Origin of the sequence: Pseudomonas canadensis, from assembly GCF_000503215.1 — a bacterium.
Classification (GTDB): Bacteria; Pseudomonadota; Gammaproteobacteria; order Pseudomonadales; family Pseudomonadaceae; genus Aquipseudomonas; species Aquipseudomonas canadensis.
In genome coordinates, this window is record NZ_AYTD01000009.1 from 56585 (window position 1) to 77883 (window position 21299).

The following is a 21299-nucleotide window of genomic DNA, read 5'->3' on the forward strand; positions in this document are numbered from 1 at the left end:
TCAGTCGACGCATCCGGTGGATGACCTGCCGCCTTCGCTGGCAAGCCAGCTCCTACAGGTGGGGGTTCAATGTGTGAGCACTTTGCGGAAGGTTTCCACCAGTGGCCGCAAGTTGATCCGATGCCACGCCGCCCACAGCGGCGTGGTGTAGCTCAGCCACGGCAACTCCCGCAACACCACGCCGGGCGGGGCATTGCGGCTCAGGCCCTTTTGCACCATTGCCACGCCCAGGCCCGAAGCCACCAGGCCCAACGCGGTAAACGGTTCACCGGCTTCCATGGGGATCTGTGGGGTGAAGCCGGCGCGAATGCAGGCGGCAACAAAGTCGTCAGTTGGATGCGCGCCGGGTTTGCGTTGCACGCCGATCCATTCCTGATCGGCCAGATGCTCGGGCAGCAGCTCGCTTTGGCGTGCCAGTGGGTGGTGTTCAGGCAGGGCCAGCAGCATCGGGTCATCCAGCACTTGCCGCGCGATCAGGTCCGGGTCATCGGCGGCCGGTGGTTCGCCAACCAATGCGATATCCAGGCTGCGTTGGCGCAGACCTTCCAGCTGTTCGAGAGACGGCAGGTTATACAGCTTGATATGCACGGTGGGGCGGTCGTCGCGCAGGATGCGCAGGGCATTGGGCAATACACCGGCATGCATGGCGTTTTCGATATAGCCGATGCACAGCCCACCTTCTTCGCCACGGCCCAGGCGCTTGCCCAGGGATTCCAGGCGATTGGCGTGGGTCAGCAGCGCTTTGGTTTCAGCCAGGAAGGTCTGGCCGTCACGGGTCAGGCGGATGCGTTGCTGGCTGCGTTCGAACAAGGTCAGGCCCAAACGCTCTTCAAGCTGGGCTATCTGCCGGCTCAGCGGCGACTGCGAGATGTGCAGGCGTTCGGCTGCACGGCCGACGTGTTCTTCTTCGGCGACCACTTCAAAGTAGCGCAGTTGGCGGAGATCGATCATGTTAGACCTAAGAGGACTCAAGTTGGTCGCAGTATGTCTTGGACGGTCCGATCTCTGCAATCTAGGATCTGCTCAACGGTCACAGCGACCCCTGCACCCATTGAGGATCCACCATGAGCTTGAAAGATAAACTTCCCGGCCAACTCGGCTTTGGCACCGCACCGCTGGGCAACATGTTTCGCGCCATTCCTGAAGACGAGGCCCAGGCCACCGTGGAGGCCGCCTGGAGCGCCGGCGTGCGCTATTTCGACACCGCGCCGTTCTACGGCTCGGGCCTCTCGGAAATCCGCCTGGGCCAAGCCCTGTCGCAGTACAACCGCGACGACTTCGTGCTCAGCACCAAGGTCGGCCGGGTGATCCTCGACGAAGTCGAAGACAGCGCCCGTGACCTCGGCGAAAAAAGCGGCGTGTTCGAACACGGCCGCCCGAACAAGATGCTCAACGACTACAGCGCCGACGCCACTTTGCGCTCCATCGAAGACAGCCTGACCCGCCTGAACACCGATCGCCTGGACATCGTATGGATTCACGACATCGCCCAGGACTTCTACGGCGACCAGTGGCTGGAGTACTTCAACCAGGCCCGTACCGGTGCGTTCAAAGTGCTGACTCGCTTGCGCGAAGAGGGCGTGATCAAGGCCTGGGGCCTGGGCGTGAACCGCGTCGAGCCGTGCGAATTGACCCTGGACCTGACGGAGGCGCAGCCCGACGGCTTTTTGCTGGCCGGCCGCTACACTCTGCTGGACCACGATCGTGCCCTGCAACGCCTGATGGACGCCGCTTCGGCCCAGAACGTCGAGATCGTCGTCGGTGGCCCCTACAGCTCCGGCATCCTTGCCGGTGGCGAACACTTCGAATACCAGAAAGCCAGCCCGGCGATCATCAGCAAGGTCGAGCAGATCAAGGCGATTGCCCAGGCGTTCGGCGTCAGTGTGAAAGCCGCCGCGCTGCAATTCTCCCTGGCCCATCCGGCCGTGGCGGCGGTGATTCCCGGTGCCAGCCGTCCGGGCAGGATTGCCGAAGACGTCGCGGCGTTGTCAGAAAAGATCCCGGCAGCCTTCTGGCAGGCCCTGCGCGATGCCCGATTGATTTCGGATCGCGCACCACTGCCGCTTTAACTTCAGGAGTTTCAACCATGAAAATTGATGTAAGCGGCAAAGTAGCGATTGTCAGCGGCAGCACCGCCGGCATTGGCCTTGGCATCAGCCAGGCGCTGGCGCAGTCCGGCGCCACGGTGGTGGTGATCGGGCGTGACGCGGGCAAGGTGGATGACGCCTTGGCGAGCATCCGCCAGGCCGTTCCCGGCGCTGACCTGCGTGGTTTGGTGGCGGATCTCGGTACGGCTGAAGGCGCAGAAAAACTCTTCGCCGCCGAACCGCGTGCCGACATCCTGGTCAACAACCTGGGCATCTTCAACGACGTGGATTTCTTTGAGGCCCCGGACAGCGAGTGGACACGCTTCTATGAGGTCAATGTGATCTCCGGTGTACGCCTGGCGCGGCATTACACGCCGGGTATGGTCGAGCAGGGCTGGGGGCGGGTGATTTTCCTGTCGTCGGAGTCCGGCGTGGCAACCCCGGCGGACATGATCAACTACGGCGTGACCAAGAGCGCCAACCTGGCGGTGTCCCATGGTTTGGCCAAACGCCTGGCGGGCACCGGTGTGACGGTAAACGCGGTGTTGCCTGGCCCGACCTTTACCGACGGCCTGGAGCAAATGCTCAAGGACGCCACCGCACAATCCGGGCGCAGTGCGCGGGACGAGGCGGATGTGTTTGTGCGTCACGCACGGCCGACCTCGATCATCCAGCGCGCGGCAAATGTGGATGAAGTCGCCAACCTGGTGGCGTACATTGCTTCACCCCTGTCATCTGCCACCACCGGTGCCGCGCTGCGGGTCGACGGTGGTGTGGTCGACAGCATGGCCATCTGAATTGTTTTCTATTTTCTGGAGTAATTAACGTGGCAACAGCGTCTTCTGTGATTGAAATCCCGGTTTCGGCCGATCAGGTCTGGCAATTGGTCGGTGGCTTCAACAGCCTGCCGGACTGGCTGGCGTTCATTGTCAAAAGCGAGCCAAGCGATGGCGGCCGCGTGCGTCACCTGCAAACCGCCGACGGTGGCGTGGTGGTGGAGCGGTTGCAGAGCTTTGATAACGTTGGGCGCACCTACAGCTACACCATCGAGCAGTCACCGTTCCCGGTGAGTGCGTACCTGGCGACATTGCAGGTTGAGGCCTTGACCGAAACGTCGGCGAAAGTGACCTGGTCGGGTGTGTTCACGCCGGCGACGGGGACTACGGATGCGACGGTGGAGGAATTGTTTGCCGGTGTCTACAGCGGTGGGCTTGACGCGTTGCGCGCCAATTTCCCAGACTGAAACTGAACCTGTGGTGACTGGGTTTTGTGGTGAGCGGGCTTGCCCCGCGCTGGGCCGCGCAGCAGCCCCAAAAATCTTGGGAGCGCTACGCACTCCAGCGCGAGCAAGCTCGCTCACCACAGCAAGCCCGCTCACCGAAGTAAATCTCAACAGCGCAAGCTATTCGGGCATGAGCTGCTGGCGGCATTCCAGGACTAATCTGGCACCGCCTTGTTCACTGGTACCCACTTCCAACTTGAACCCATGCAAGTTGATGATCGCCGCCACAATCGACAAGCCCAACCCGAACCCGCCTTGCTGGTCGCTTTCATCCACGCGATAGAAGCGCTGGAACACTGCGTCACGCTCCGCCGCGGGTATGCCGGGGCCGGAGTCGTGCACTTCAATGCGCGTGCTGCCGGCATCATTGACCCCGCGCAAGATCACTTCGCCGCCCGGTGGGGAGAACTTGATCGAGTTGCTCAACAGGTTGGCCAGGGCCTCGAACAGCAGCGCGCGGTCGCCGGTGATCCATGGCAGGGATTCCGGGGTTTCGAGGCGCAGTTGCAGTTCGCCTTCTTCGGCCAGCGGCAGGTAGAAGTCGTGCAACTCGCGCAACAGCGGCAGCGGGTCCATGACCAAAAAGCCTGAGCGACGCTGGTGGTCTTCCAGTTCGGAGATACGCAACAGCCCGCGAAAGCGCGCCATCAGCGTATCGGTTTCGGCAATCGCGTCATCCAGTTTCACCGCGTAGTCCGACTCCGCCTCGGCCTCCTGCTTGATCCGGTACAACTGCGCGCGCAAGCGTGTCAGCGGGGTGCGCAGGTCGTGGGCGATGTTGTCGCACACGCCCTTGACCTCGTTCATCAGCTTCTCGATGCGATCCAGCATGGCGTTGACGATGGCCGCGAGCATGTCCAGTTCGTCGCGTCGGTTCGACAGCGGCAGGCGGTGGGTCAAGTCCCCGGCGACGATGGCTTCGGCGCTGGCCTGGATCCCGCGAATCCGCCGCAACGGGCGTCGACGCAGTAAGTGCCAGCCGGCAACACCGGGGATAATCGTCAACGAAAGTGCCCACAGCAGGGCATGCCAGATGATCCGGGTCACGCCAAACAGCGACCCATTGGCGCGCACTAGTACCAGCCAGCGGCCGTCTTCGGTGTGGGTGGCGACGGCGTCGCAGCTGTCCTTGGGCAACTTGGGGTCGTCGGAGTCGACGCAATTGACCAGGGCGTGGATCTTGCCGTCCAGCGGCAGGTCGGGCGGTACCGCACGGATCGGCCCACTGAGCGGGCGAAACTGCTCATCGAACAGGCCGTAGGCGTCCACGCCCTTCATGTCGAAGGTCATGCTGGTGGTCAGGGCTTCCACCAGTTCCTCGCCGTCAAAGCGCTGGAACAGGTGCTGGCGCTGCATCAGCGAATGGCGCGACAGGTCGCCCAGGTAACCCGACACCTCGTAATACAGCACCCCCATGAGGATGCAGCTCCAGGCCACGAACAATGAACTGTACAGCGCCAGCAAGCGGCTGCTGGAAGAGCGCCAGCCTTTAGAGGGGTTCAGCAATGACATAACCGGAACCTCGTACCGTGCGGATCAGCGGCGTGAGGCCTGGTGGGTCGATCTTCTTGCGCAGACGGCCGATGTGCACGTCGATCAGGTTAGTGCCGGGGTCGAAGTGATAGCCCCAGACTTCTTCGAAGATCATCATCCGCGACAGGATCTGCCCGGTGTTGCGCATCAGGAATTCCAGCAACTTGTATTCGGTGGGCAGCAGGCTCAGGGGCTGATCGGCGCGACTGGCTTCGCGGCTGATCAGGTTCAGCTCCAGGTCGGCCACGCGCAGGGCGGTTTCGAACTCCTGAACCGTGCTTTTGCGCCGCAGCAGCACTTCGACGCGGGCGGCCATTTCATCCGAGGCGAACGGCTTGGTGAGGTAGTCATCCCCGCCGGCACGCAGGCCGCGCACACGCTCATCCACGTCGGAGAGGGCGCTGATCATCAGGATCGGCGTCGACACACCAATCGTGCGCAGCGTGGTGACGATGGCCAGGCCATCGAGCTCCGGCAGCATGCGGTCGAGGGTGATCAGGTCGTAATCGCCACTGACGGCGCGGACCAGGCCTTCACGGCCGTTGTCTACCCAATCTACATCCAGTCCATGGCTACTCAGCTCGGCGACGATCTCGCGGGCCGTTACGGCGTCATCCTCGATGGTCAAAATACGGGTCATAGGATTACCTTTCACACTGGAAGACCGCAATCGCCGGCAAGCCGGCTCCTACAGAAGTGCGGGCATTTTGCCAAGAAATGGCTGAACGCTTCCTAAATAAAACTTCATGTTGGCAAAACCGCCACATTGATCTTCGGGAATGCATAAAGCCCGCCTGCCACTGCTGTTTCTTGCAACTTGCATGGTTTTAGGAAGTTCAAGTTATTTAACCTGTTGAAATATATAGATATTTATTTTTGTGGCGACTGGCATGGTGCCTGCACTGTCCCTTTTGAGACTTGTAACACTATTTTTCTGCCTTGGAGCACAACAACAATGATCACATCTTCATCCACGCTGCAAGAGTCGAGCGCGCTCTCCGGGGTTTCCTGGGGGGCGATTTTTGCTGGGGCGGCCGCTGCGGCCGCATTGTCCCTGATCCTGGTGCTGCTGGGCTTCGGCCTGGGCTTTTCGGCGGTATCGCCGTGGGCTGACAGCGGCATCAGTGCCAAAGGGCTTGGCATTTCCACGATTGTCTGGCTGGCGTTTACCCAGATCGTCGCGTCCGGGCTGGGCGGTTATATCGCCGGCCGGTTGCGGGTGAAGTGGGCGAATATGCATGGCGATGAGGTGTACTTTCGCGACACCGCCCATGGTTTCCTGGCCTGGGCTGTGGCCACGCTAATTACTGCGGTACTGGTAGTCGGTTCGGTGAGCAGTGTCGTCAGCGGCGGCGTGAAAGCCGGTGCCAGCGTTGCAGCCGGCGCGGCCAGTGGCATCACCCAAGCCGCTGGCAGTGCTGCCAAGGGCGTCAACGGTGGCGACTTCGACTACTACGTCGACAGCCTGTTCCGCGATGATCGCCCGGCCGCCGTCAGCGATGACGCCGCCCATGGTGTGGTTGCCCGCATCTTCACCCGCACCCTGAGCAACGACGGTCAACTGGCCCCTGAAGACCGTGCCTACCTGGCCCAGTTGATCAGCCAGCGCACCAACCTCAGCCAGGCGGATGCCGAGGCGCGTATCGACAAGGTCTATGGCGATGCCCGTAAAGCCGTTGAAGACGCCAAGCTCAAAGCCAAGCAAGCCGCTGACACCGCTGCAAAAGTCGCTGCCTATACCTCGCTGTGGACCTTTGTTGCCCTGTTGATCGGCGCGTTCTTCGCCAGCTTCGCAGCCACCTTTGGCGGTCGCCGTCGCGATGCCGTGGTGTATGTCGAAACCGAACACTTCGTACGTTAATTCAAGGAGAACATCATGCGCTCATTACTGCTTTGGTTCCTCGGTGTGCCTATTCCGGTGATCATCCTGATCGCGATCTTCATGCACTGATTGTTGCGTTACCCAAGCCGCGCCTGAGCAACAGGCGCGGCTTTTTGCTGCAAGGCCAGCCAGCTTGTCACCAGCAACACACTGGCCAGTGCCGTCATCATCACCAACGGTGCCGACGTCCCATCGGACAACAGCCCGGTCGCCCAACTGCTCACAGCCGTCAGGAACATCTGGGTAAAAAAGAACAGCCCGGATGCCGTTCCCGCGATTGCACCATAGGGCTGCAGCACCGAGAGCTGACAGGCCGGAATCACCATCCCCACCGACACCATGATCAGCACCATCGGCAGCACGATCGCCAGCCATTCCCCCGGCAGCGCGACGCTCGCCAGCGCGAGAATCCCACTGCCCAGCACGTTCATTGCTATGCCGACGACGATCAAACGGTCTGCCTCGAAGCGCCGCACCAGCCGACGAAACAGGTTCGCGCCCAGCATGTAGCCGCTGATGGTTGCTGCGAACACCAGTGCGTAAGCAGTCGCGGACAGATGAAACCCCCGTTGCAGCAACGCCGATGACTCGCTGATAAACGGAAAATAGGTGCTGTACACGCAACCGATCGCCACGGAGTAACGCAGGAAGTAACGGTCACGCAGCAGTTGGCCGTAAATGCGCAGCAGCCCACGCGGCGGGGCGGCGGCGACTTCCGGTGGGCGGGTTTCAGGCAGACGGCGATACACCACCAGGCACAGCACAGCTCCGATGACGCCCAGCAGCACGAACAGTCCGCGCCAGTGGATGAACGGCAGCATCAGGCTACCCAGTACCGGCGCGGCCATGGGCGAAATTGCCATGGCCATGGAGATCAGCCCAAGCAGGCGTGCTTGCTCGTTGCGGTCGAAGTAATCGCGCACGATCACACGGCCGATCACGGTGGTGCAACAGCCACCCAAGGCCTGGAACAGTCGGGCGATGATCAACACGGCGATGTTGTCCGCCAGGGCACAAGCTGCCGTGGCGAGGACATACAGAAACAACCCGGCCAGCAACACCGGACGACGACCAAAGCGGTCGGTGAGCGGACCACTGACCAGAAGCGAAATCGCCGAGCCGAGGGCGTACAGCGTCAGGGTCAGTTGCAACTGGCTGTCGCTGGTCTGGAAGTAATCGGCCATGGCGGGCAGGGCCGGCAGGTGCATGTCCAAGGTCACGCGTGGCAAGGCGATGAGCACGGTCAGCAGCACCAGCCAGAACCCGGTGGAGAGGGCGCGTTGAGTCATGGGACGTCTCGATGCAAAGAGTAGAGTCCTGACTCTAGCTGCATTGTGGTTTAATCATTAGGACCACTTGTGCCATGTTCGATAGGACCACTATGAGCCGAGGAAAAACCGCATCCGCCCTCGACCTGCCGCGCCCCGATACGCTGGACGCGGGCAAGCAGCAGGGCGCCTACGAAGCCTTGCGCGGTGCGATCCTGAACCGCCAACTGCCGGCAGGCAGCCGCTTGCCTTCCACGCGGAGCCTGGCCGAACGCTGGCGGGTCTCCCGTGGCACGCTGGAGGCCGTGTTCGACCGTCTGCACAGCGAAGGCTACGTGCAGCGGGTCGCCGGGTCCGGCACGCGGGTGTGCGCGGTGATTCCCGAGCAGTTCATCGCCGCGCCGTTGGCCAAGGACATACCCCGTCGGCCTGTGGAGTCTGATCTGCCGGACAGTGGTGTGCAGAGCCATGTGCCCTTTGTCGCACGGCGCCCGGATGCCAGCCTGTTCGATCTGAAGAGCTGGGCCCGCTGTATCACCCGTGGGCTGTTGTCAGTCGGGCCGGGCGTGTTGGAAGCGTCACACCCGGCCGGCCTGCCCGAGTTGCGCGCACAGATCGCCGACTACCTGCGCAGCTATCGCGGCCTGCATTGCGAAGCCGATGAGGTGATTGTCACCACCGGCATCCGCCACGCCCTGGACCTGATCGCGCGCAGCGTGCTCAAGGCCGGCGATAGGGCCTGTGTCGAGGATCCCGGCTACCTGCCGGCACGGCGCCTATTCACGCTGGCAGGCGCCAATGTGCAGGGCATCCCCGTCACCGCCGAGGGCCTCGATACTGCGCACCTTCCCGAGACAGCCCGCTTGGCCTACGTCACCCCGGCGCACCAGGCGCCGCTGGGCATGACGCTGTCGGTGTCCCGTCGCCTGGCGCTGCTGGACTGGGCAGCCCGCGCCGACGCCTGGGTGGTCGAAGACGATTACGACAGCGAGTACAACTACAACACCGCGCCACTGGCCGCGCTCAAGTCCCTGGATTCGGCCGACCGCGTGATCTACTGCGGCAGTTTCAACAAGAACCTGTTCCCCGGTTTGCGCGTGGGCTTCATGGTGGTGCCCAAGGCGTTGCGTCGCGGGCTGTTGCGCACCTTGCAACTCACCGGGCATTCGGTGGGGGCCACTGATCAATTGGGGTTGGTCGAGTTCTTGCGCAGTGGCGCCTTCGTGCGTCACTTGCGTGCCTCGCGCCAGGCGTACCAGGCCCGTCGTGATGCGTTGCTGGAATGCCTGGACGGGCGCTGCGCGGTCAGTGGCCAGCAGGCAGGGTTGCATTTTGTGTTGTGGTTGCCGGCCGGTGTCGAAGAGGGCGATTTCTGCAACCATGCCGCCGAAGCCGGGTTGACGCTGCAGCCTCTGGGCAAGTTCTGTCACGGCGTGAGCTTGCCGCCGGCGGTGATCATCGGCTACACCGCGTTGACCCTGGCCCAGATCCGCTATCACGGCCGAGTTCTCACGCAATTGTTAATAGCGGCTTAACCCGCGCTTGGCTAGACTCGCGCCCCATGAGCCGCCTCTTGCGTTTAGTCCTGGTCCTGCTGTTGAGCCTCACGCTTCCCCTGACCGGGATGGCGGGTGTGCCGTCCAGCACCGAACCCTGCCCGATGAAGATGTCGGACATGCAGGTGATGACCGACATGAACCCTGACTGCTGTCAGGATGGCGTCGATCACGGCAAGGCCTGCAAACCCGGCCAGGAATGCAAGACTGGCGGCTTGCTGCAACTCTCCTTGCCGGTGCTCAAGGCGCCGTTGACCCTGACGCATCCGCTGCTCGTCAGCGCCTCTTCGGATTTCATTCCAGACCGCACGCCGTCCGGCGTCTGGCGCCCACCCCGTGCCTGATTCCTGTTGCACCTCAAGACGCATCCCCTGACCGGGATGGCTTTGCTGTGGGCCGCGTAATGCGGCGCGCAGCGCAACGGAACAGGAATTTTCAACATGAATCCCTTCTACTTGCGCGCCCTGGTGGTGGGCGTGCTGGCGTGGCCGGCGTGGGCGAGTGCGCTGACCCTGGACGACGCCCTGCGCCTGGCGCAGAACAACGCACCGTCGCTCGCTGCTGAGTCGGCCAAGCTGCAAGCCGCGACCCAGGCGGCGATCCCGGCGGGCGAACTGCCAGATCCGAAGCTGGTGGTTGGCCTGCAGAACTTCCCCATCGGTGGGCCCAATCGCGGCACGTTGTATGGCGATGACATGACTGAACAAATGATCGGTATCCAACAGCAGGTGCCCAGCCGCGACAAGCGCAAGGCGCGTATCGAGCTGGCCGATGCCACGGTGGAGCGCACCGTGGCCGAAGGTCGGATCGAGCGCCTGAACGTGCGCCAGGCCACGGCCCAAGCCTGGATCCGTGCCTATGCGGTGGAACGCAAGGAGGCCTTGTTCAAGGACTTCTACCAGCAGAACCGCCTGCTGCAAGACAGCGTGCGTGCGCAATTGGCCGGTGGTCGCGGCCAGCCCTCGGATGCGGTGATACCACGACAGGAAGCCGCCGAACTGGCCGGACGCGAAGATGAACTGGTCCAGCAACGCGCCCAGGCCCGTGCGGCGCTCAAGCGCTGGATCGGCCCAGCCGCCAATGAAGCACCCAGCGGCCAGTTGCCCAACTGGCCCATCGACGGGCGTTACAACCTGCATCAACACCCTGAATTGCAAGCTTTTGCGCCGCGCACCCGCGAGGCCCAAGCGCGGTTGCGCGAAGCCAAGGCGCAAAAGACTTCGGACTGGAGTTGGGAAGTGGACTACCAGCACCGTGGCCGTGAATACGGCGATATGGTCAGCCTGCAATTGAGTTTCGACCTGCCGATCTTCCCCGGCCGTCGGCAAAACCCCGGGATCGCCGCCAAGCAAGCCGAGCTGGATCAGCTGGATGCCGAGCGCGAAGCGGTCACCCGCGAACACACCCAGCAACGGGATGATGACCTCGCGCAATACCAGCGTGTGGACCGCGCCGTGCAGCGCAGCCAGGACAGCCTGGTGCCCCTGGCCGAAGAGAAGGTCGCGCTGAGCTTGGCCGGTTATCGCGCTGGCAAGGGTGACTTGCTCAACCTGGTCGGCGCCCGACGTGAGCTGGTCGAAGCGCGTTTCAAGCAGATCGATGCCCTCGAGCAACGTGCCCTGGTTGGCGCGCAGCTGTATTTCGCCTACGGAGAAGCCTCCCATGATTAATCGACTCCTCGCGGTGGCGTTGTTGGGCGGTGGCCTGGGCGCCGGTTACTGGCTTGCGCAGGCACCGGCTCCGGTCGCGGCCATGGCCGACAACAAACCGGCGCTGTACTGGTATGACCCGATGTACCCGCAGCAGAAATTCGACAAACCCGGCAAGTCGCCTTTCATGGACATGCAATTGGTGCCGCGTTATGCCGAAGGCGCTGCAGGCAGCGCCGCTGTGCAGATCGACCCCCGTGTGGCGCAGAACCTCGGTGTGCGCCTGGCAACGGTAACCCGTGGCGTGTTGGCGTCCACGCTGGAGCTGTCTGGCATCCTCGCCTTTAACGAGCGTGACGTCGCCGTGGTACAGGCGCGGGCCAGTGGTTTTGTCGAGCGGGTGTATGACCGCGCGCCGGGCGACGTGCTCAAGGCCGGTGCGCCTCTGGCTGACCTGTTGATACCCGAATGGGCGGCGGCCCAGGAAGAGTTCCTGGCCTTGCGCCGTAGCGCGGATGCGCGTCTGTTGGCGGCTGCGCGCCAGCGTTTGCGCCTTAGCGGTATGCCCGCCGGGTTGATCGCGCAGATGGAGCGAAGCGGCCGTGTGCAATCGGTATTGACCGTCGCCAGCCCCATCGGCGGCGTGGTGCAAACCCTCGACGTGCGCGAAGGCATGACGATGGCGGCGGGGCAGAGCCTGGCGCGCATCAATGGCCTGGATCGCCTGTGGTTGCAGGTTGCTGTGCCGCAAGCTCAAGGTGCTGCGCTGGCTGTGGGGCAAGCGGTGGAAAGCCGCTTTGTCGGGCTGCCGGGGCAAACCGTCAAGGGCACCGTCAGTGCTATTTTGCCGACGATCGCCGGCGACAGCCGTACCGTGCAGGTTCGCGTTGAACTGCCCAATGCCGATGGCACCTTGCGCCCCGGCATGACGGCCCAAGTGCGTTTGGCGCAATCTTCCGCGCAATCCGTGCTGCAGGTGCCCAGCGAAGCGTTGATCCGTACCGGTAAACGCACGTTGGTGATGCTGGCCGAGGAGGGCGGGCATTACCGCCCGGTGGACGTCGAGGTCGGCGCTGAAAGCCAGGAGATGACGGTGATCCGCAGCGGTTTGCAGGAAGGCCAGCAGGTGGTCGCGTCCGGTCAATTCCTGCTGGATTCTGAAGCCAGTTTGCGCGGGATTATCCAACCATGATCGCCTTATTGATTCGTTGGTCAGTCGCCAACCGTTTTCTGGTAGTGCTCGCGACGTTGTTTGTCACGGCTTGGGGCGTCTGGGCGGTGCAAAACACGCCGGTCGATGCACTGCCGGACCTCTCCGATGTGCAGGTGATCATCCGCACGCCGTATCCCGGCCAGGCGCCGCAGATCGTGGAAAACCAGGTCACCTACCCGATGACCACCACCATGCTTTCGGTGCCGGGCGCCAAGACCGTGCGCGGGTTTTCCTTTTTCGGCGACAGCTACGTCTATGTGCTGTTCGACGAAGGCACCGACCTGTATTGGGCGCGTTCGCGGGTGCTGGAATACCTCAGCCAGTTGCAGGCGCGCTTGCCCGTATCGGCCAAGCCAGCGCTGGGTCCGGACGCCACTGGCGTCGGCTGGATCTACCAGTACGCACTGGTAGACCGCAGCGGCCAGCATGACCTGGCGCAGTTGCGCGCCTTGCAGGACTGGTTCCTCAAGTTCGAACTCAAGACCCTGCCCAATGTGGCCGAAGTCGCGACCATCGGTGGCCAGGTCAAGCAGTACCAGGTGCAGCTCGATCCGCTGGCCCTGGCCAATCGCGGCATTACCCAGGCACAGGTGGTGGAGGCCATCGGCAAAGCCAACCAGGAAACCGGCGGCTCGGTGCTGAACATGGGTGAGTCCGAGTACATGGTGCGGGCGTCCGGCTACCTCAAGTCGCTGCAGGATTTTCGCGGGATTCCCTTGCGGCTGGACGCGAACAATGTGCCCGTTACGCTTGGCGACGTGGCAACCATTCAGTTGGGCCCGGACCTGCGTCGGGGCGTCAGCGAGCTGGACGGCGAAGGCGAGGCGGTGGGCGGTGTACTGATCCTGCGCAGTGGCAAGAATGCCCGTGAAGCCATCGCTGCGGTCAAGGCCAAGCTGGAACAACTGAAAAGCAGCCTGCCGCCCGGCGTGGAGATCGTCACCACCTACGACCGCAGCAAACTCATCGACCGCGCCGTGGACAACCTCAGCCACAAGCTGCTGGAAGAGTTCGTGGTGGTGGCGCTGGTCTGCGGGATTTTCCTGTGGCACCTGCGCTCATCCCTGGTGGCGATCATCTCGCTGCCGGTGGGGGTGTTGATCGCGTTTATCGTCATGCGCTTCCAGGGCATCAACGCCAACATCATGTCCCTGGGCGGCATCGCGATTGCCATCGGCGCGATGGTCGACGCGGCGGTGGTGATGATCGAAAACGCCCACAAGAAACTCGAAGCCTGGCACCACGCCAATCCGGGTCGTGAGCTCAAGGGCGAAGACCATTGGCAGGTGATGACCGACGCGGCGGTAGAGGTCGGCCCGGCGCTGTTTTTCTGCCTGTTGATCATCACCTTGTCGTTCATTCCGGTGTTCACCTTGCAGGCCCAGGAAGGTCGCTTGTTCGGCCCGCTGGCCTACACCAAGACCTACGCCATGGCGGCCGCCGCCGGTTTGTCGGTGACCTTGATCCCGGTGCTGATGGGCTACTGGATTCGCGGGCGCATTCCGGATGAGCAGCGTAACCCGCTCAATCGCGGCCTGATCAAGCTCTACCAGCCTGCACTGGAGGCGGTGCTGCGTCGGCCGCGCCTGACCCTGGTGGTAGCGTTGCTGGTGGTCGCCAGTGCGGTGTGGCCGATCTCGAAACTGGGCGGTGAATTTTTGCCGCCGCTGGACGAAGGGGACTTGCTGTACATGCCCTCGGCACTGCCGGGGCTGTCGACGCAAACGGCGGGTGAGTTGTTGCAACGCAGCGACCGGCTGATCAAGACCGTACCCGAAGTCGCACACGTGTTCGGCAAGGCCGGTCGCGCCGAAACAGCCACTGACCCGGCCCCGCTGGAAATGTTCGAGACCACTATCGAGTTCAAGCCCCGTGACCAATGGCGCCCCGGTATGACCCCGGACAAACTGGTGAAGGAGCTCGACCGCGTGGTGCAGGTGCCGGGCCTGACCAACATCTGGATCCCGCCGATCCGCAACCGCATCGACATGCTTGCCACCGGCGTGAAAAGCCCGGTCGGCGTGAAGGTGGCCGGTACCAGCCTGATGCAGATCGACGCAGTGACCCAGGCGGTGGAAAAGGTCGCCAAGCGTGTGCCGGGCGTCAGTTCAGCCTTGGCCGAACGCTTGACCGGCGGGCGTTACATCGACGTGGATATCGACCGGGCAGCGGCCGCGCAATACGGACTGAACATCGCCGATGTGCAGTCGATTGTGTCGGGTGCCATCGGCGGGGAAACCATTGGCGAAACCGTGGAAGGCCTGGCGCGCTTCCCGATCAGCCTGCGCTATCCAAAGGAATGGCGCGACTCGGTGACGGCCTTGGCAGACTTGCCGATCTACACGCCGTCAGGCAGTCAAACCACCCTGGGCACGGTGGCCAAGGTCAAGGTGAGCGACGGCCCGCCGATGCTCAAGAGCGAAAACGCACGGCCTTCCGGCTGGGTCTACATCGACGTGCGCGACCGCGACCTGGCATCGGTGGTGAAGGATCTGCGCGCGGCAATCAACCAGCAGGTGCAGCTCCAACCGGGCATGAGCCTCAGCTATTCGGGGCAGTTCGAATTCCTGGAACGGGCCAATCAACGCCTGAAACTAGTGGTGCCGGCGACTTTGCTGATCATCTTCGTGCTGCTGTACCTGACCTTCCGCCGCGCGGACGAAGCGCTGCTGATCCTGGCGACTTTGCCGTTCGCACTGACGGGCGGGGTGTGGTTGCTTTACGGGCTGGGTTTCAACTTGTCGGTGGCGACGGGCGTGGGGTTTATCGCGCTGGCCGGTGTGTCGGCGGAGTTCGGCGTGATCATGCTGCTGTACCTGAAAAACGCCTGGGCTGATCGCAAGGATGGGGATCTGCTGGCCGCCATCACCGAAGGCGCGGTGCTGCGGGTACGGCCCAAGGCGATGACCGTGGCGGTGATCATCGCGGGCTTGTTGCCGATCCTGCTGGACGGCGGCACCGGCAGCGAAGTGATGAGCCGCATCGCCGCGCCGATGATCGGCGGGATGCTCACGGCGCCGTTGTTGTCGCTGTTTGTGATTCCGGCGGCCTATCGGTTGATGCTCAGTCGTCGAAGCCGACCTGCTCATGAATCTCATCCACCTTCAACTCCAATCGGTACGCCACCGCAATAAACAACGCCTGGCACAGGCACAGGGTGGCGCTCAACGAGCGGAAGGCAAACGACGAGCCTTCATTCACCAACAGCACCGCGTTCGCCCGCTTGGCCAGGGGCGACAGGTTGCTGTCGGTGATGATCAGGGTCTTGGCCTGGTGGTGCTGGGCGATGCGCAGACAGTGCTGGGTCTCTTTGCCGTAGGGCGTAAAGCTGATGGCAATCACCAGGTCATTGGCGCGCACGCTGCGCATCTGCTCGCGGTAGCTGCCGCCCAGGCCTGAGATCAGGTGGATGCGCTTGTTGGTGTGCTGCAGGTTGTAGACCAGGTAATCGGCCACCGCAAAAGAGCGGCGCACGCCGACTACGTAGATATTGTCGGCATTCACCACCAGGTCCACGGCTTTGTCGAACGCGACATCATCCAGCTCCAGCCCCAGGCGCTCGATGCCGGACAAGGTCGCGTTGACGCATTCGCGCGCCAGGTCGCCGCCGCTGGCCTTCTGCGACTTGTTGGCGATCATGCTGCGGATGCGTTGCTGGTAGTTCTGCACCGGCGTGGTCTTGTGGGTGTAGGCCTCGCGGAACAACGCCTGCATCTCACTGAAGCCACTGAACCCGAAGCGTTGCGAGAAGCGCACGATGGCCGACGGGTGCACCTCGCACTCGCGGGCGATGTCGCTGATGCGGTCGACCATGATCCGGTCGCTCTGTTGGCTCATGTAGCTGGCGATGCGCTTGAGCTGGCGCGGCAGGCTCTCGTATTCGTCGGTGATCAGCTGCAACAGGCGCTCGGCATTGATCGGAGGGCTGGCGAGAGTGTCTTCCAGGGTGGTCTCGGGATCGGTGCGGGACATGGGCAATCCTTCTGGCGTTGTTGTCTGTTGCGCTGATGGGTGGCGCAAGTCTACAGGGTAGGCGCAAAAAAATACCCCGGCATCACGGCCGGCGTGGCCTGCTGAAACGATGCACTGTAGTGGGACTGGCTCTGTACAAGCTTAATGGAAAAAATATTCCAATGAAAAAATATCTGGAATAAATATTGATTGGCGTCGCCGGACGTTCTAGTCTGCTCCCACCAAGAGCGTTTGCCGTCGCCACGTCGGCACAACGCAGGCTGATAAAAATAACAGGAGCCAGCATGGGCCAGACTCGTTTTGCCAGTGGGCGTCAATTGGATCTAATTTGCCTCGGGCGCCTGGGCGTCGACCTTTATGCACAGCAAGTAGGTGCGCGGCTTGAGGACGTGTCCAGCTTCGCCAAGTACCTCGGCGGGTCCTCCGCCAACATCGCCTTCGGCACCGCCAGGCTGGGGCTCAAGTCGGCGATGTTGAGCCGGGTCGGCGACGACCATATGGGGCGCTTCCTGGTGGAGTCCCTGGCCCGCGAAGGCTGTGACGTCAGCGGCATCAAGGTCGACGCGGAACGCCTCACCGCCCTGGTATTGCTCGGCCTCAAGGACCGCGAAACCTTCCCCCTGGTGTTCTACCGCGAAAACTGCGCCGACATGGCCCTGCGCGCCGAAGACATCAGCGAAGCCTTTATTGCCTCCAGCAAGGCGCTGCTGATCACCGGCACGCATTTCTCCACCGACGGCGTGTACAAGGCCAGCATCCAGGCCCTGGACTACGCGGCCAAGCACAACGTCAAGCGCGTGCTGGATATCGACTACCGCCCGGTGCTGTGGGGCCTGGCGGGCAAGGCCGATGGCGAAACCCGGTTTGTCGCCGACCAGAATGTCAGCCAGCACGTGCAGACCATCCTGCCGCGCTTCGATTTGATCGTCGGCACCGAAGAAGAATTCCTCATCGCGGGCGGCAGTGAAGACTTGCTCACCGCGTTGCGTAAGGTGCGCGAACTGACCCCGGCGACCCTGGTGGTCAAGCTTGGTCCGCAGGGTTGCACGGTGATCCATGGCGCTATTCCAGCGCGGCTGGAAGACGGTGCCATCTACCCCGGTGTGCGGGTTGAAGTGCTCAACGTATTGGGCGCCGGCGATGCGTTCATGTCGGGTTTCCTCAGCGGCTGGATCAACGACGCGAGTGACGAGCGTTGCAGCCAGTTGGCCAACGCCTGTGGCGGCCTGGTCGTCTCACGCCACGCTTGCGCTCCGGCCATGCCGACGCCGGCGGAGCTGGAATACCTGTTCAACAGCCCGGTGCCGATTACCCGCCCGGACCAGGACGTGACCCTGCAACGTCTGCACCGCGTGACGGTGCCGCGCAAGGCCTGGAAGCAATTGTTCGTGTTTGCCTTCGATCACCGCTGGCAACTGGTGGACCTGGCGCAAAAGGGCGGCCAGGACCCGGCGCGCATCAGTGATGCCAAGCAACTGTTTATCCAGGCCATCGAACGCGTCGAGAAAAAACTCGCCGAGCAAGGGGTGGAAGCCGACGTCGGCCTGCTTGCCGACCAACGCTTCGGCCAGGACGCGCTCAACGCCGCCAGTGGTCGTGGCTGGTGGATCGCGCGCCCGGTGGAAGTGCAGAACTCACGGCCACTGGCCTTCGAACATGGCCGTTCAGTGGGCAGCAACCTGATCGCCTGGCCCCAAGAACAGATCATCAAGTGCCTGGTGCAATTCCACCCGGATGACGAGCCGATGCTGCGCCTGGAGCAAGAGGCACAACTCAAGGCGGTATATGAGGCGTCGATTGTCAGCGGCCATGAACTGCTGCTGGAAGTCATCCCGCCCAAGGATCATCCGTCCACCTACCCGGATGTGCTCTACCGCAGCCTCAAGCGCCTGTACAACCTGGGTATCTACCCGGCGTGGTGGAAGATCGAGGCGCAATCGGCCGAAGACTGGAAAAAGCTCGACGAACTGATCGAGGAGCGCGATCCGTACTGCCGTGGCGTGGTGTTGTTGGGCCTGAATGCCTCGGCGGAATTTCTCGCCGACGGCTTCCAGCAGGCCAGCCAGAGCACCACCTGCCGTGGCTTTGCCGTGGGCCGCACGATCTTCCAGGAACCGAGCCGCGCGTGGATGGCGGGGGAGATCGATGACGAGACCTTGATCCAGCAGGTGCAGGCCACCTTCGAACAGCTCATTAACGCCTGGCGCAGTGCTCGAACCTAAGCACAGCTCCAGATAGGGAATGCAATCAAATGTGGGAGCGAGCAAGCCCGCTCCCACATAAAGCAGATCTCATGCAACTTTGAAAAACAATAAAAGGTGCAGCCATGCCCGCAATCCGAATTGGCATCAACCCGATCTCCTGGAGCAACGACGACCTGCCGGCCCTGGGCGGTGAAACCCCCTTGAGCACCGCCCTGAGCGAAGGCAAGGAAATCGGCTACGAAGGTTTTGAACTCAACGGCAAGTTCCCCAAGGACGCCAAGGGCGTCGGCGATGTTTTGCGCCCTTATGATTTGGCGCTGGTTTCCGGCTGGTACTCCAGCCGCCTGGCCCGGCGCTCGGTGGCTGAGGAGATCGAGGCCATCGCCGGGCATGTCGAGTTGCTCAAGCAGAACGGCGCCAAGGTCTTGGTCTACGGCGAGGTGGCCGATTCAATCCAGGGCTCGCGCATTCGCCTGATCGAACGTCCGCGTTTCCACAGCGAACAGGCCTGGCAGGACTACGCCGACAAGCTCACTGAACTGGCGCGCTTCACCCTGTCCCAGGGCGTGCGCCTGGCGTATCACCACCACATGGGCGCTTATGTCGAATCCCCGGAAGACATCGACCAACTGATGCGCCGCACCGGCCCTGAAGTCGGCCTGCTGTTTGACTCGGGTCACTGCTACATGGGCGGCGGCGAACCTCTCGAGGTGCTGCGCAAACACATTGAGCGCATTTGCCACGTGCACTTCAAGGACGTGCGCAAACCGGTGGTGCAACTGGCGCGTAACCAGATGTGGAGTTTTCCCGACTGCATCGTCAACGGCACTTTCACCGTGCCCGGCGATGGCGATATCGACTTCGCCGAATTGCTCGACGTGCTGCTGGCTGCCCACTACGAGGGCTGGCTGGTGGTGGAAGCCGAGCAGGACCCGGCAGTAGCCCCCAGCTATATCTACGCGAAAAAAGGCTATGACACCTTGCGCGCGCTTCTCAACGAGAGGACTTGAGTGATGAGCTTGTTGGTCAAAAGCAGCAAACGCGGCCAGACCATGGTCGCCCTGGAAGCCGGGCGCCTGGAGTACGTGGGTTTTTCCGCCTACCGCCTGAGCCTGGGGGAAACCCTGCCGGTCAGCGCCGGTGATAAAGAACTGTGCCTGGTTCTGCTCAGTGGCCGGGTGAACATCCAAGGTGAAGGCTTCAACTGGCAGAACCTGGGTGATCGCCAATCGGTGTTTGAAGACAAATCGCCGTTCGCCGCCTACCTGCCGCCGGGCACCGATGCCCAGGTCACGGCGTTGAGCGACGTGCAGATTGCCGTGTGCGCGGCGCCTGGCACCGAGGGCTACGAGCCACGCCTGATCCGCCCCGAAAACTGCAAGCGCAGCGTACGTGGCAAGGGCGCCAACACCCGCTACGTGTGCGACATCCTGCCCGACAGCGAGCCGGCCCATTCGCTGCTGGTGGTGGAAGTGCGCACGCCGTCCGGGCATTCGTCGAGCTACCCCCCACACAAGCACGACACCGACGACCTGCCGCACCAGAGCTTCCTGGAAGAAACCTACTACCACCAGATCAACCCGCCCCAGGGCTTCGTGTTCCAGCGCGTCTACACCGACGACCGCAGCATCGACCAGGCCATGGCCGTGGAAAACAGCGACCTGGTGGTGGTGCCCAAGGGTTATCACCCAGTCAGCGTGCCCTATGGCTACGAATCCTATTACCTGAACGTAATGGCCGGCCCCAAGCGTGCCTGGCATTTCCACAACGACCCGCAGCACAGCTGGCTGCTGGACCTTTAATCAGCGGTTTGGACGGAGAACAACAATAAATGAAGTCGCCTCTACGTTTCGCCCTTAACCGCATGGTCGCTCCCAACCTGTCCCTGCCGGATTTCATCCAGTTGGCCGCAACGCTCAAATGCGATGCGATCGAGATTCGCAACGACCTGGCCGACAAGCAGATCGAATTCGGCACCCCGGCCAGCCGCGTGCGTGAACTGTGCGCGGTGCAGGGCATTACCGTGCTGTCGATCAACGCGCTGTACCCTTTTGATGTGTGGAACGACGAGCGTCGGGCCCAGGCAATCACACTGGCGACCTACGCCCGTGAATGCGGCGCCCAGGGCCTGGTGATGTGCCCGCTCAATGAGCCGGGCGACACGCGCAATGAAGCCCAGCGTGCCGCCGGTTTGCGCACGGCCTTGAGCGAGTTGGCGCCGATCCTGCGCGACTACGGGATTCTCGGCTTTATCGAGCCCCTGGGTTTTGAAGAGTGTGCCCTGCGGCGCAAGCGCGTGGCGGTGGAGGCGATCAAGTCCATCGGCGGCCTGGATGTGTTCCGTCTGGTGCACGACACCTTCCATCATCACCTGGCCAGCGAACATGAGTTCTTCCCGGAGTTGACCGGGCTGGTGCATATCTCCGGCGTGGAAGATAGCGAGGCGCCGCTCAGTTCGATTCGCGACGGCCACCGCGTGCTGGTGGGCGAGGGCGACATCCTGGGTAACGCCGCACAGATCGACACCTTGCTCAGCACCGGCTACAGCGGCTACCTGTCATTCGAACCGTTTGCCGAGAGCGTGCATGCATTGGCGGATATCCAGCAGGCGTTGGGGGCAAGCATCGCCCACCTGCAGAAACGATAAGGGGCG

18 protein-coding genes are annotated in these 21299 nt (G+C 62.6%); 13 read left to right on the forward strand and 5 right to left on the reverse strand.

The genetic code is table 11. The annotated features are described in order from the left end of the window. Positions 1–66: 66 nt before the first annotated feature. Positions 67–951, reverse strand: coding sequence for a LysR substrate-binding domain-containing protein (locus tag U367_RS0104420; protein WP_028615845.1), 885 nt, complete (start codon positions 949–951; stop codon positions 67–69). A 113-nt stretch (positions 952–1064) separates the two neighbouring features. Between U367_RS0104420 and U367_RS0104425 the strand changes: the two genes are divergently transcribed. The 3 genes from U367_RS0104425 to U367_RS0104435 are packed head-to-tail and all read left to right on the forward strand — an operon-like array spanning position 1065 to position 3330. Then, positions 1065–2069 carry an aldo/keto reductase gene (locus tag U367_RS0104425; RefSeq protein WP_028615846.1) on the forward strand — a complete coding sequence of 335 codons (1005 nt, stop codon included), beginning with the start codon at positions 1065–1067 and terminating at the stop codon, positions 2067–2069. Positions 2070–2086: 17 nt separating this feature from the next. Next, a complete protein-coding gene (locus U367_RS0104430; protein ID WP_028615847.1) occupies positions 2087–2884 on the forward strand; it encodes an SDR family NAD(P)-dependent oxidoreductase in 798 nt (265 codons plus the stop codon). A 29-nt stretch (positions 2885–2913) separates the two neighbouring features. Further along, positions 2914–3330: an SRPBCC family protein gene (locus U367_RS0104435; RefSeq protein ID WP_028615848.1), complete on the forward strand. Its 417-nt coding sequence runs from the start codon at positions 2914–2916 to the stop codon at positions 3328–3330. 159 nt (positions 3331–3489) lie between these two features. Here the strand turns inward: U367_RS0104435 and U367_RS0104440 are convergent, their stop codons facing one another. Both U367_RS0104440 and U367_RS0104445 read right to left on the reverse strand, forming a co-directional pair. Further along, entirely contained in the window at positions 3490–4881 is a 1392-nt protein-coding gene (locus U367_RS0104440) for a sensor histidine kinase (RefSeq protein ID WP_028615849.1), read from the reverse strand. Further along, complete coding sequence (locus U367_RS0104445; protein ID WP_010211030.1) at positions 4859–5542, reverse strand: response regulator transcription factor; 684 nt, start codon at positions 5540–5542, stop codon at positions 4859–4861. The genes U367_RS0104440 and U367_RS0104445 overlap by 23 nt, the downstream gene beginning before the upstream one ends. A 315-nt stretch (positions 5543–5857) precedes the next feature. On the opposite strand from U367_RS0104445, the gene U367_RS0104450 reads away from it, so the two are divergent. After that, positions 5858–6763: a hypothetical protein gene (locus U367_RS0104450; protein WP_028615850.1), complete on the forward strand. Its 906-nt coding sequence runs from the start codon at positions 5858–5860 to the stop codon at positions 6761–6763. Between the two features lie 98 nt (positions 6764–6861). On the opposite strand, the gene U367_RS0104455 is transcribed toward U367_RS0104450, so the two are convergent. Further along, positions 6862–8073 carry a multidrug effflux MFS transporter gene (locus tag U367_RS0104455; protein WP_028615851.1) on the reverse strand — a complete coding sequence of 404 codons (1212 nt, stop codon included), beginning with the start codon at positions 8071–8073 and terminating at the stop codon, positions 6862–6864. Between the two features lie 92 nt (positions 8074–8165). On the opposite strand from U367_RS0104455, the gene pdxR reads away from it, so the two are divergent. The 5 genes from pdxR (at position 8166) to U367_RS0104480 (ending at position 15604) form a co-directional block, all read left to right on the forward strand. Further along, positions 8166–9587 carry a MocR-like pyridoxine biosynthesis transcription factor PdxR gene (gene pdxR, locus U367_RS0104460; protein ID WP_028615852.1) on the forward strand — a complete coding sequence of 474 codons (1422 nt, stop codon included), beginning with the start codon at positions 8166–8168 and terminating at the stop codon, positions 9585–9587. 26 nt (positions 9588–9613) lie between these two features. Then, a complete protein-coding gene (locus U367_RS0104465) occupies positions 9614–9952 on the forward strand; it encodes a hypothetical protein (protein ID WP_028615853.1) in 339 nt (112 codons plus the stop codon). Positions 9953–10048: 96 nt separating this feature from the next. After that, positions 10049–11278 (forward strand): TolC family protein, encoded by a 1230-nt coding sequence (locus U367_RS0104470; RefSeq protein WP_028615854.1) that lies wholly within the window; start codon positions 10049–10051, stop codon positions 11276–11278. After that, positions 11271–12449, forward strand: coding sequence for an efflux RND transporter periplasmic adaptor subunit (locus U367_RS0104475; RefSeq protein WP_028615855.1), 1179 nt, complete (start codon positions 11271–11273; stop codon positions 12447–12449). Before U367_RS0104470 ends, U367_RS0104475 begins: the two co-directional genes overlap by 8 nt. Then, positions 12446–15604, forward strand: coding sequence for an efflux RND transporter permease subunit (locus tag U367_RS0104480; protein WP_028615856.1), 3159 nt, complete (start codon positions 12446–12448; stop codon positions 15602–15604). The genes U367_RS0104475 and U367_RS0104480 overlap by 4 nt, the downstream gene beginning before the upstream one ends. On the opposite strand, the gene U367_RS0104485 is transcribed toward U367_RS0104480, so the two are convergent. Beyond that, complete coding sequence (locus U367_RS0104485) at positions 15534–16442, reverse strand: MurR/RpiR family transcriptional regulator (RefSeq protein ID WP_028615857.1); 909 nt, start codon at positions 16440–16442, stop codon at positions 15534–15536. The genes U367_RS0104480 and U367_RS0104485 overlap by 71 nt on opposite strands. Positions 16443–16726: 284 nt before the next feature. Between U367_RS0104485 and U367_RS0104490 the strand changes: the two genes are divergently transcribed. The 4 genes from U367_RS0104490 to U367_RS0104505 all read left to right on the forward strand — a co-directional run bounded on the left by U367_RS0104490 (position 16727) and on the right by U367_RS0104505 (position 21293). After that, positions 16727–18664 (forward strand): bifunctional 5-dehydro-2-deoxygluconokinase/5-dehydro-2-deoxyphosphogluconate aldolase, encoded by a 1938-nt coding sequence (locus tag U367_RS0104490; protein WP_028615858.1) that lies wholly within the window; start codon positions 16727–16729, stop codon positions 18662–18664. Between the two features lie 104 nt (positions 18665–18768). After that, positions 18769–19656: a myo-inosose-2 dehydratase gene (iolE, locus tag U367_RS0104495; RefSeq protein WP_028615859.1), complete on the forward strand. Its 888-nt coding sequence runs from the start codon at positions 18769–18771 to the stop codon at positions 19654–19656. 3 nt (positions 19657–19659) lie between these two features. Then, positions 19660–20448 (forward strand): 5-deoxy-glucuronate isomerase, encoded by a 789-nt coding sequence (gene iolB / locus U367_RS0104500; protein ID WP_028615860.1) that lies wholly within the window; start codon positions 19660–19662, stop codon positions 20446–20448. A gap of 29 nt (positions 20449–20477) precedes the next feature. Next, complete coding sequence (locus tag U367_RS0104505) at positions 20478–21293, forward strand: TIM barrel protein (protein WP_028615861.1); 816 nt, start codon at positions 20478–20480, stop codon at positions 21291–21293. The last annotated feature ends 6 nt before the right edge of the window (positions 21294–21299 follow it).

What these genes read in the sequence shown, in the direction of transcription:
- U367_RS0104420 (WP_028615845.1), bottom strand. Translation starts at nt 951, where the DNA reads ATGATCGATCTCCGCCAACTGCGCTACTTTGAAGTGGTCGCCGAAGAA.
- U367_RS0104425 (WP_028615846.1), top strand. Translation starts at nt 1,065, where the DNA reads ATGAGCTTGAAAGATAAACTTCCCGGCCAACTCGGCTTTGGCACCGCA.
- U367_RS0104430 (WP_028615847.1), top strand. Translation starts at nt 2,087, where the DNA reads ATGAAAATTGATGTAAGCGGCAAAGTAGCGATTGTCAGCGGCAGCACC.
- U367_RS0104440 (WP_028615849.1), bottom strand. Translation starts at nt 4,881, where the DNA reads ATGTCATTGCTGAACCCCTCTAAAGGCTGGCGCTCTTCCAGCAGCCGC.
- U367_RS0104445 (WP_010211030.1), bottom strand. Translation starts at nt 5,542, where the DNA reads ATGACCCGTATTTTGACCATCGAGGATGACGCCGTAACGGCCCGCGAG.
- U367_RS0104450 (WP_028615850.1), top strand. Translation starts at nt 5,858, where the DNA reads ATGATCACATCTTCATCCACGCTGCAAGAGTCGAGCGCGCTCTCCGGG.
- U367_RS0104455 (WP_028615851.1), bottom strand. Translation starts at nt 8,073, where the DNA reads ATGACTCAACGCGCCCTCTCCACCGGGTTCTGGCTGGTGCTGCTGACC.
- pdxR (WP_028615852.1), top strand. Translation starts at nt 8,166, where the DNA reads ATGAGCCGAGGAAAAACCGCATCCGCCCTCGACCTGCCGCGCCCCGAT.
- U367_RS0104465 (WP_028615853.1), top strand. Translation starts at nt 9,614, where the DNA reads ATGAGCCGCCTCTTGCGTTTAGTCCTGGTCCTGCTGTTGAGCCTCACG.
- U367_RS0104470 (WP_028615854.1), top strand. Translation starts at nt 10,049, where the DNA reads ATGAATCCCTTCTACTTGCGCGCCCTGGTGGTGGGCGTGCTGGCGTGG.
- U367_RS0104475 (WP_028615855.1), top strand. Translation starts at nt 11,271, where the DNA reads ATGATTAATCGACTCCTCGCGGTGGCGTTGTTGGGCGGTGGCCTGGGC.
- U367_RS0104480 (WP_028615856.1), top strand. Translation starts at nt 12,446, where the DNA reads ATGATCGCCTTATTGATTCGTTGGTCAGTCGCCAACCGTTTTCTGGTA.
- U367_RS0104485 (WP_028615857.1), bottom strand. Translation starts at nt 16,442, where the DNA reads ATGTCCCGCACCGATCCCGAGACCACCCTGGAAGACACTCTCGCCAGC.
- U367_RS0104490 (WP_028615858.1), top strand. Translation starts at nt 16,727, where the DNA reads ATGGGCCAGACTCGTTTTGCCAGTGGGCGTCAATTGGATCTAATTTGC.
- iolE (WP_028615859.1), top strand. Translation starts at nt 18,769, where the DNA reads ATGCCCGCAATCCGAATTGGCATCAACCCGATCTCCTGGAGCAACGAC.
- iolB (WP_028615860.1), top strand. Translation starts at nt 19,660, where the DNA reads ATGAGCTTGTTGGTCAAAAGCAGCAAACGCGGCCAGACCATGGTCGCC.
- U367_RS0104505 (WP_028615861.1), top strand. Translation starts at nt 20,478, where the DNA reads ATGAAGTCGCCTCTACGTTTCGCCCTTAACCGCATGGTCGCTCCCAAC.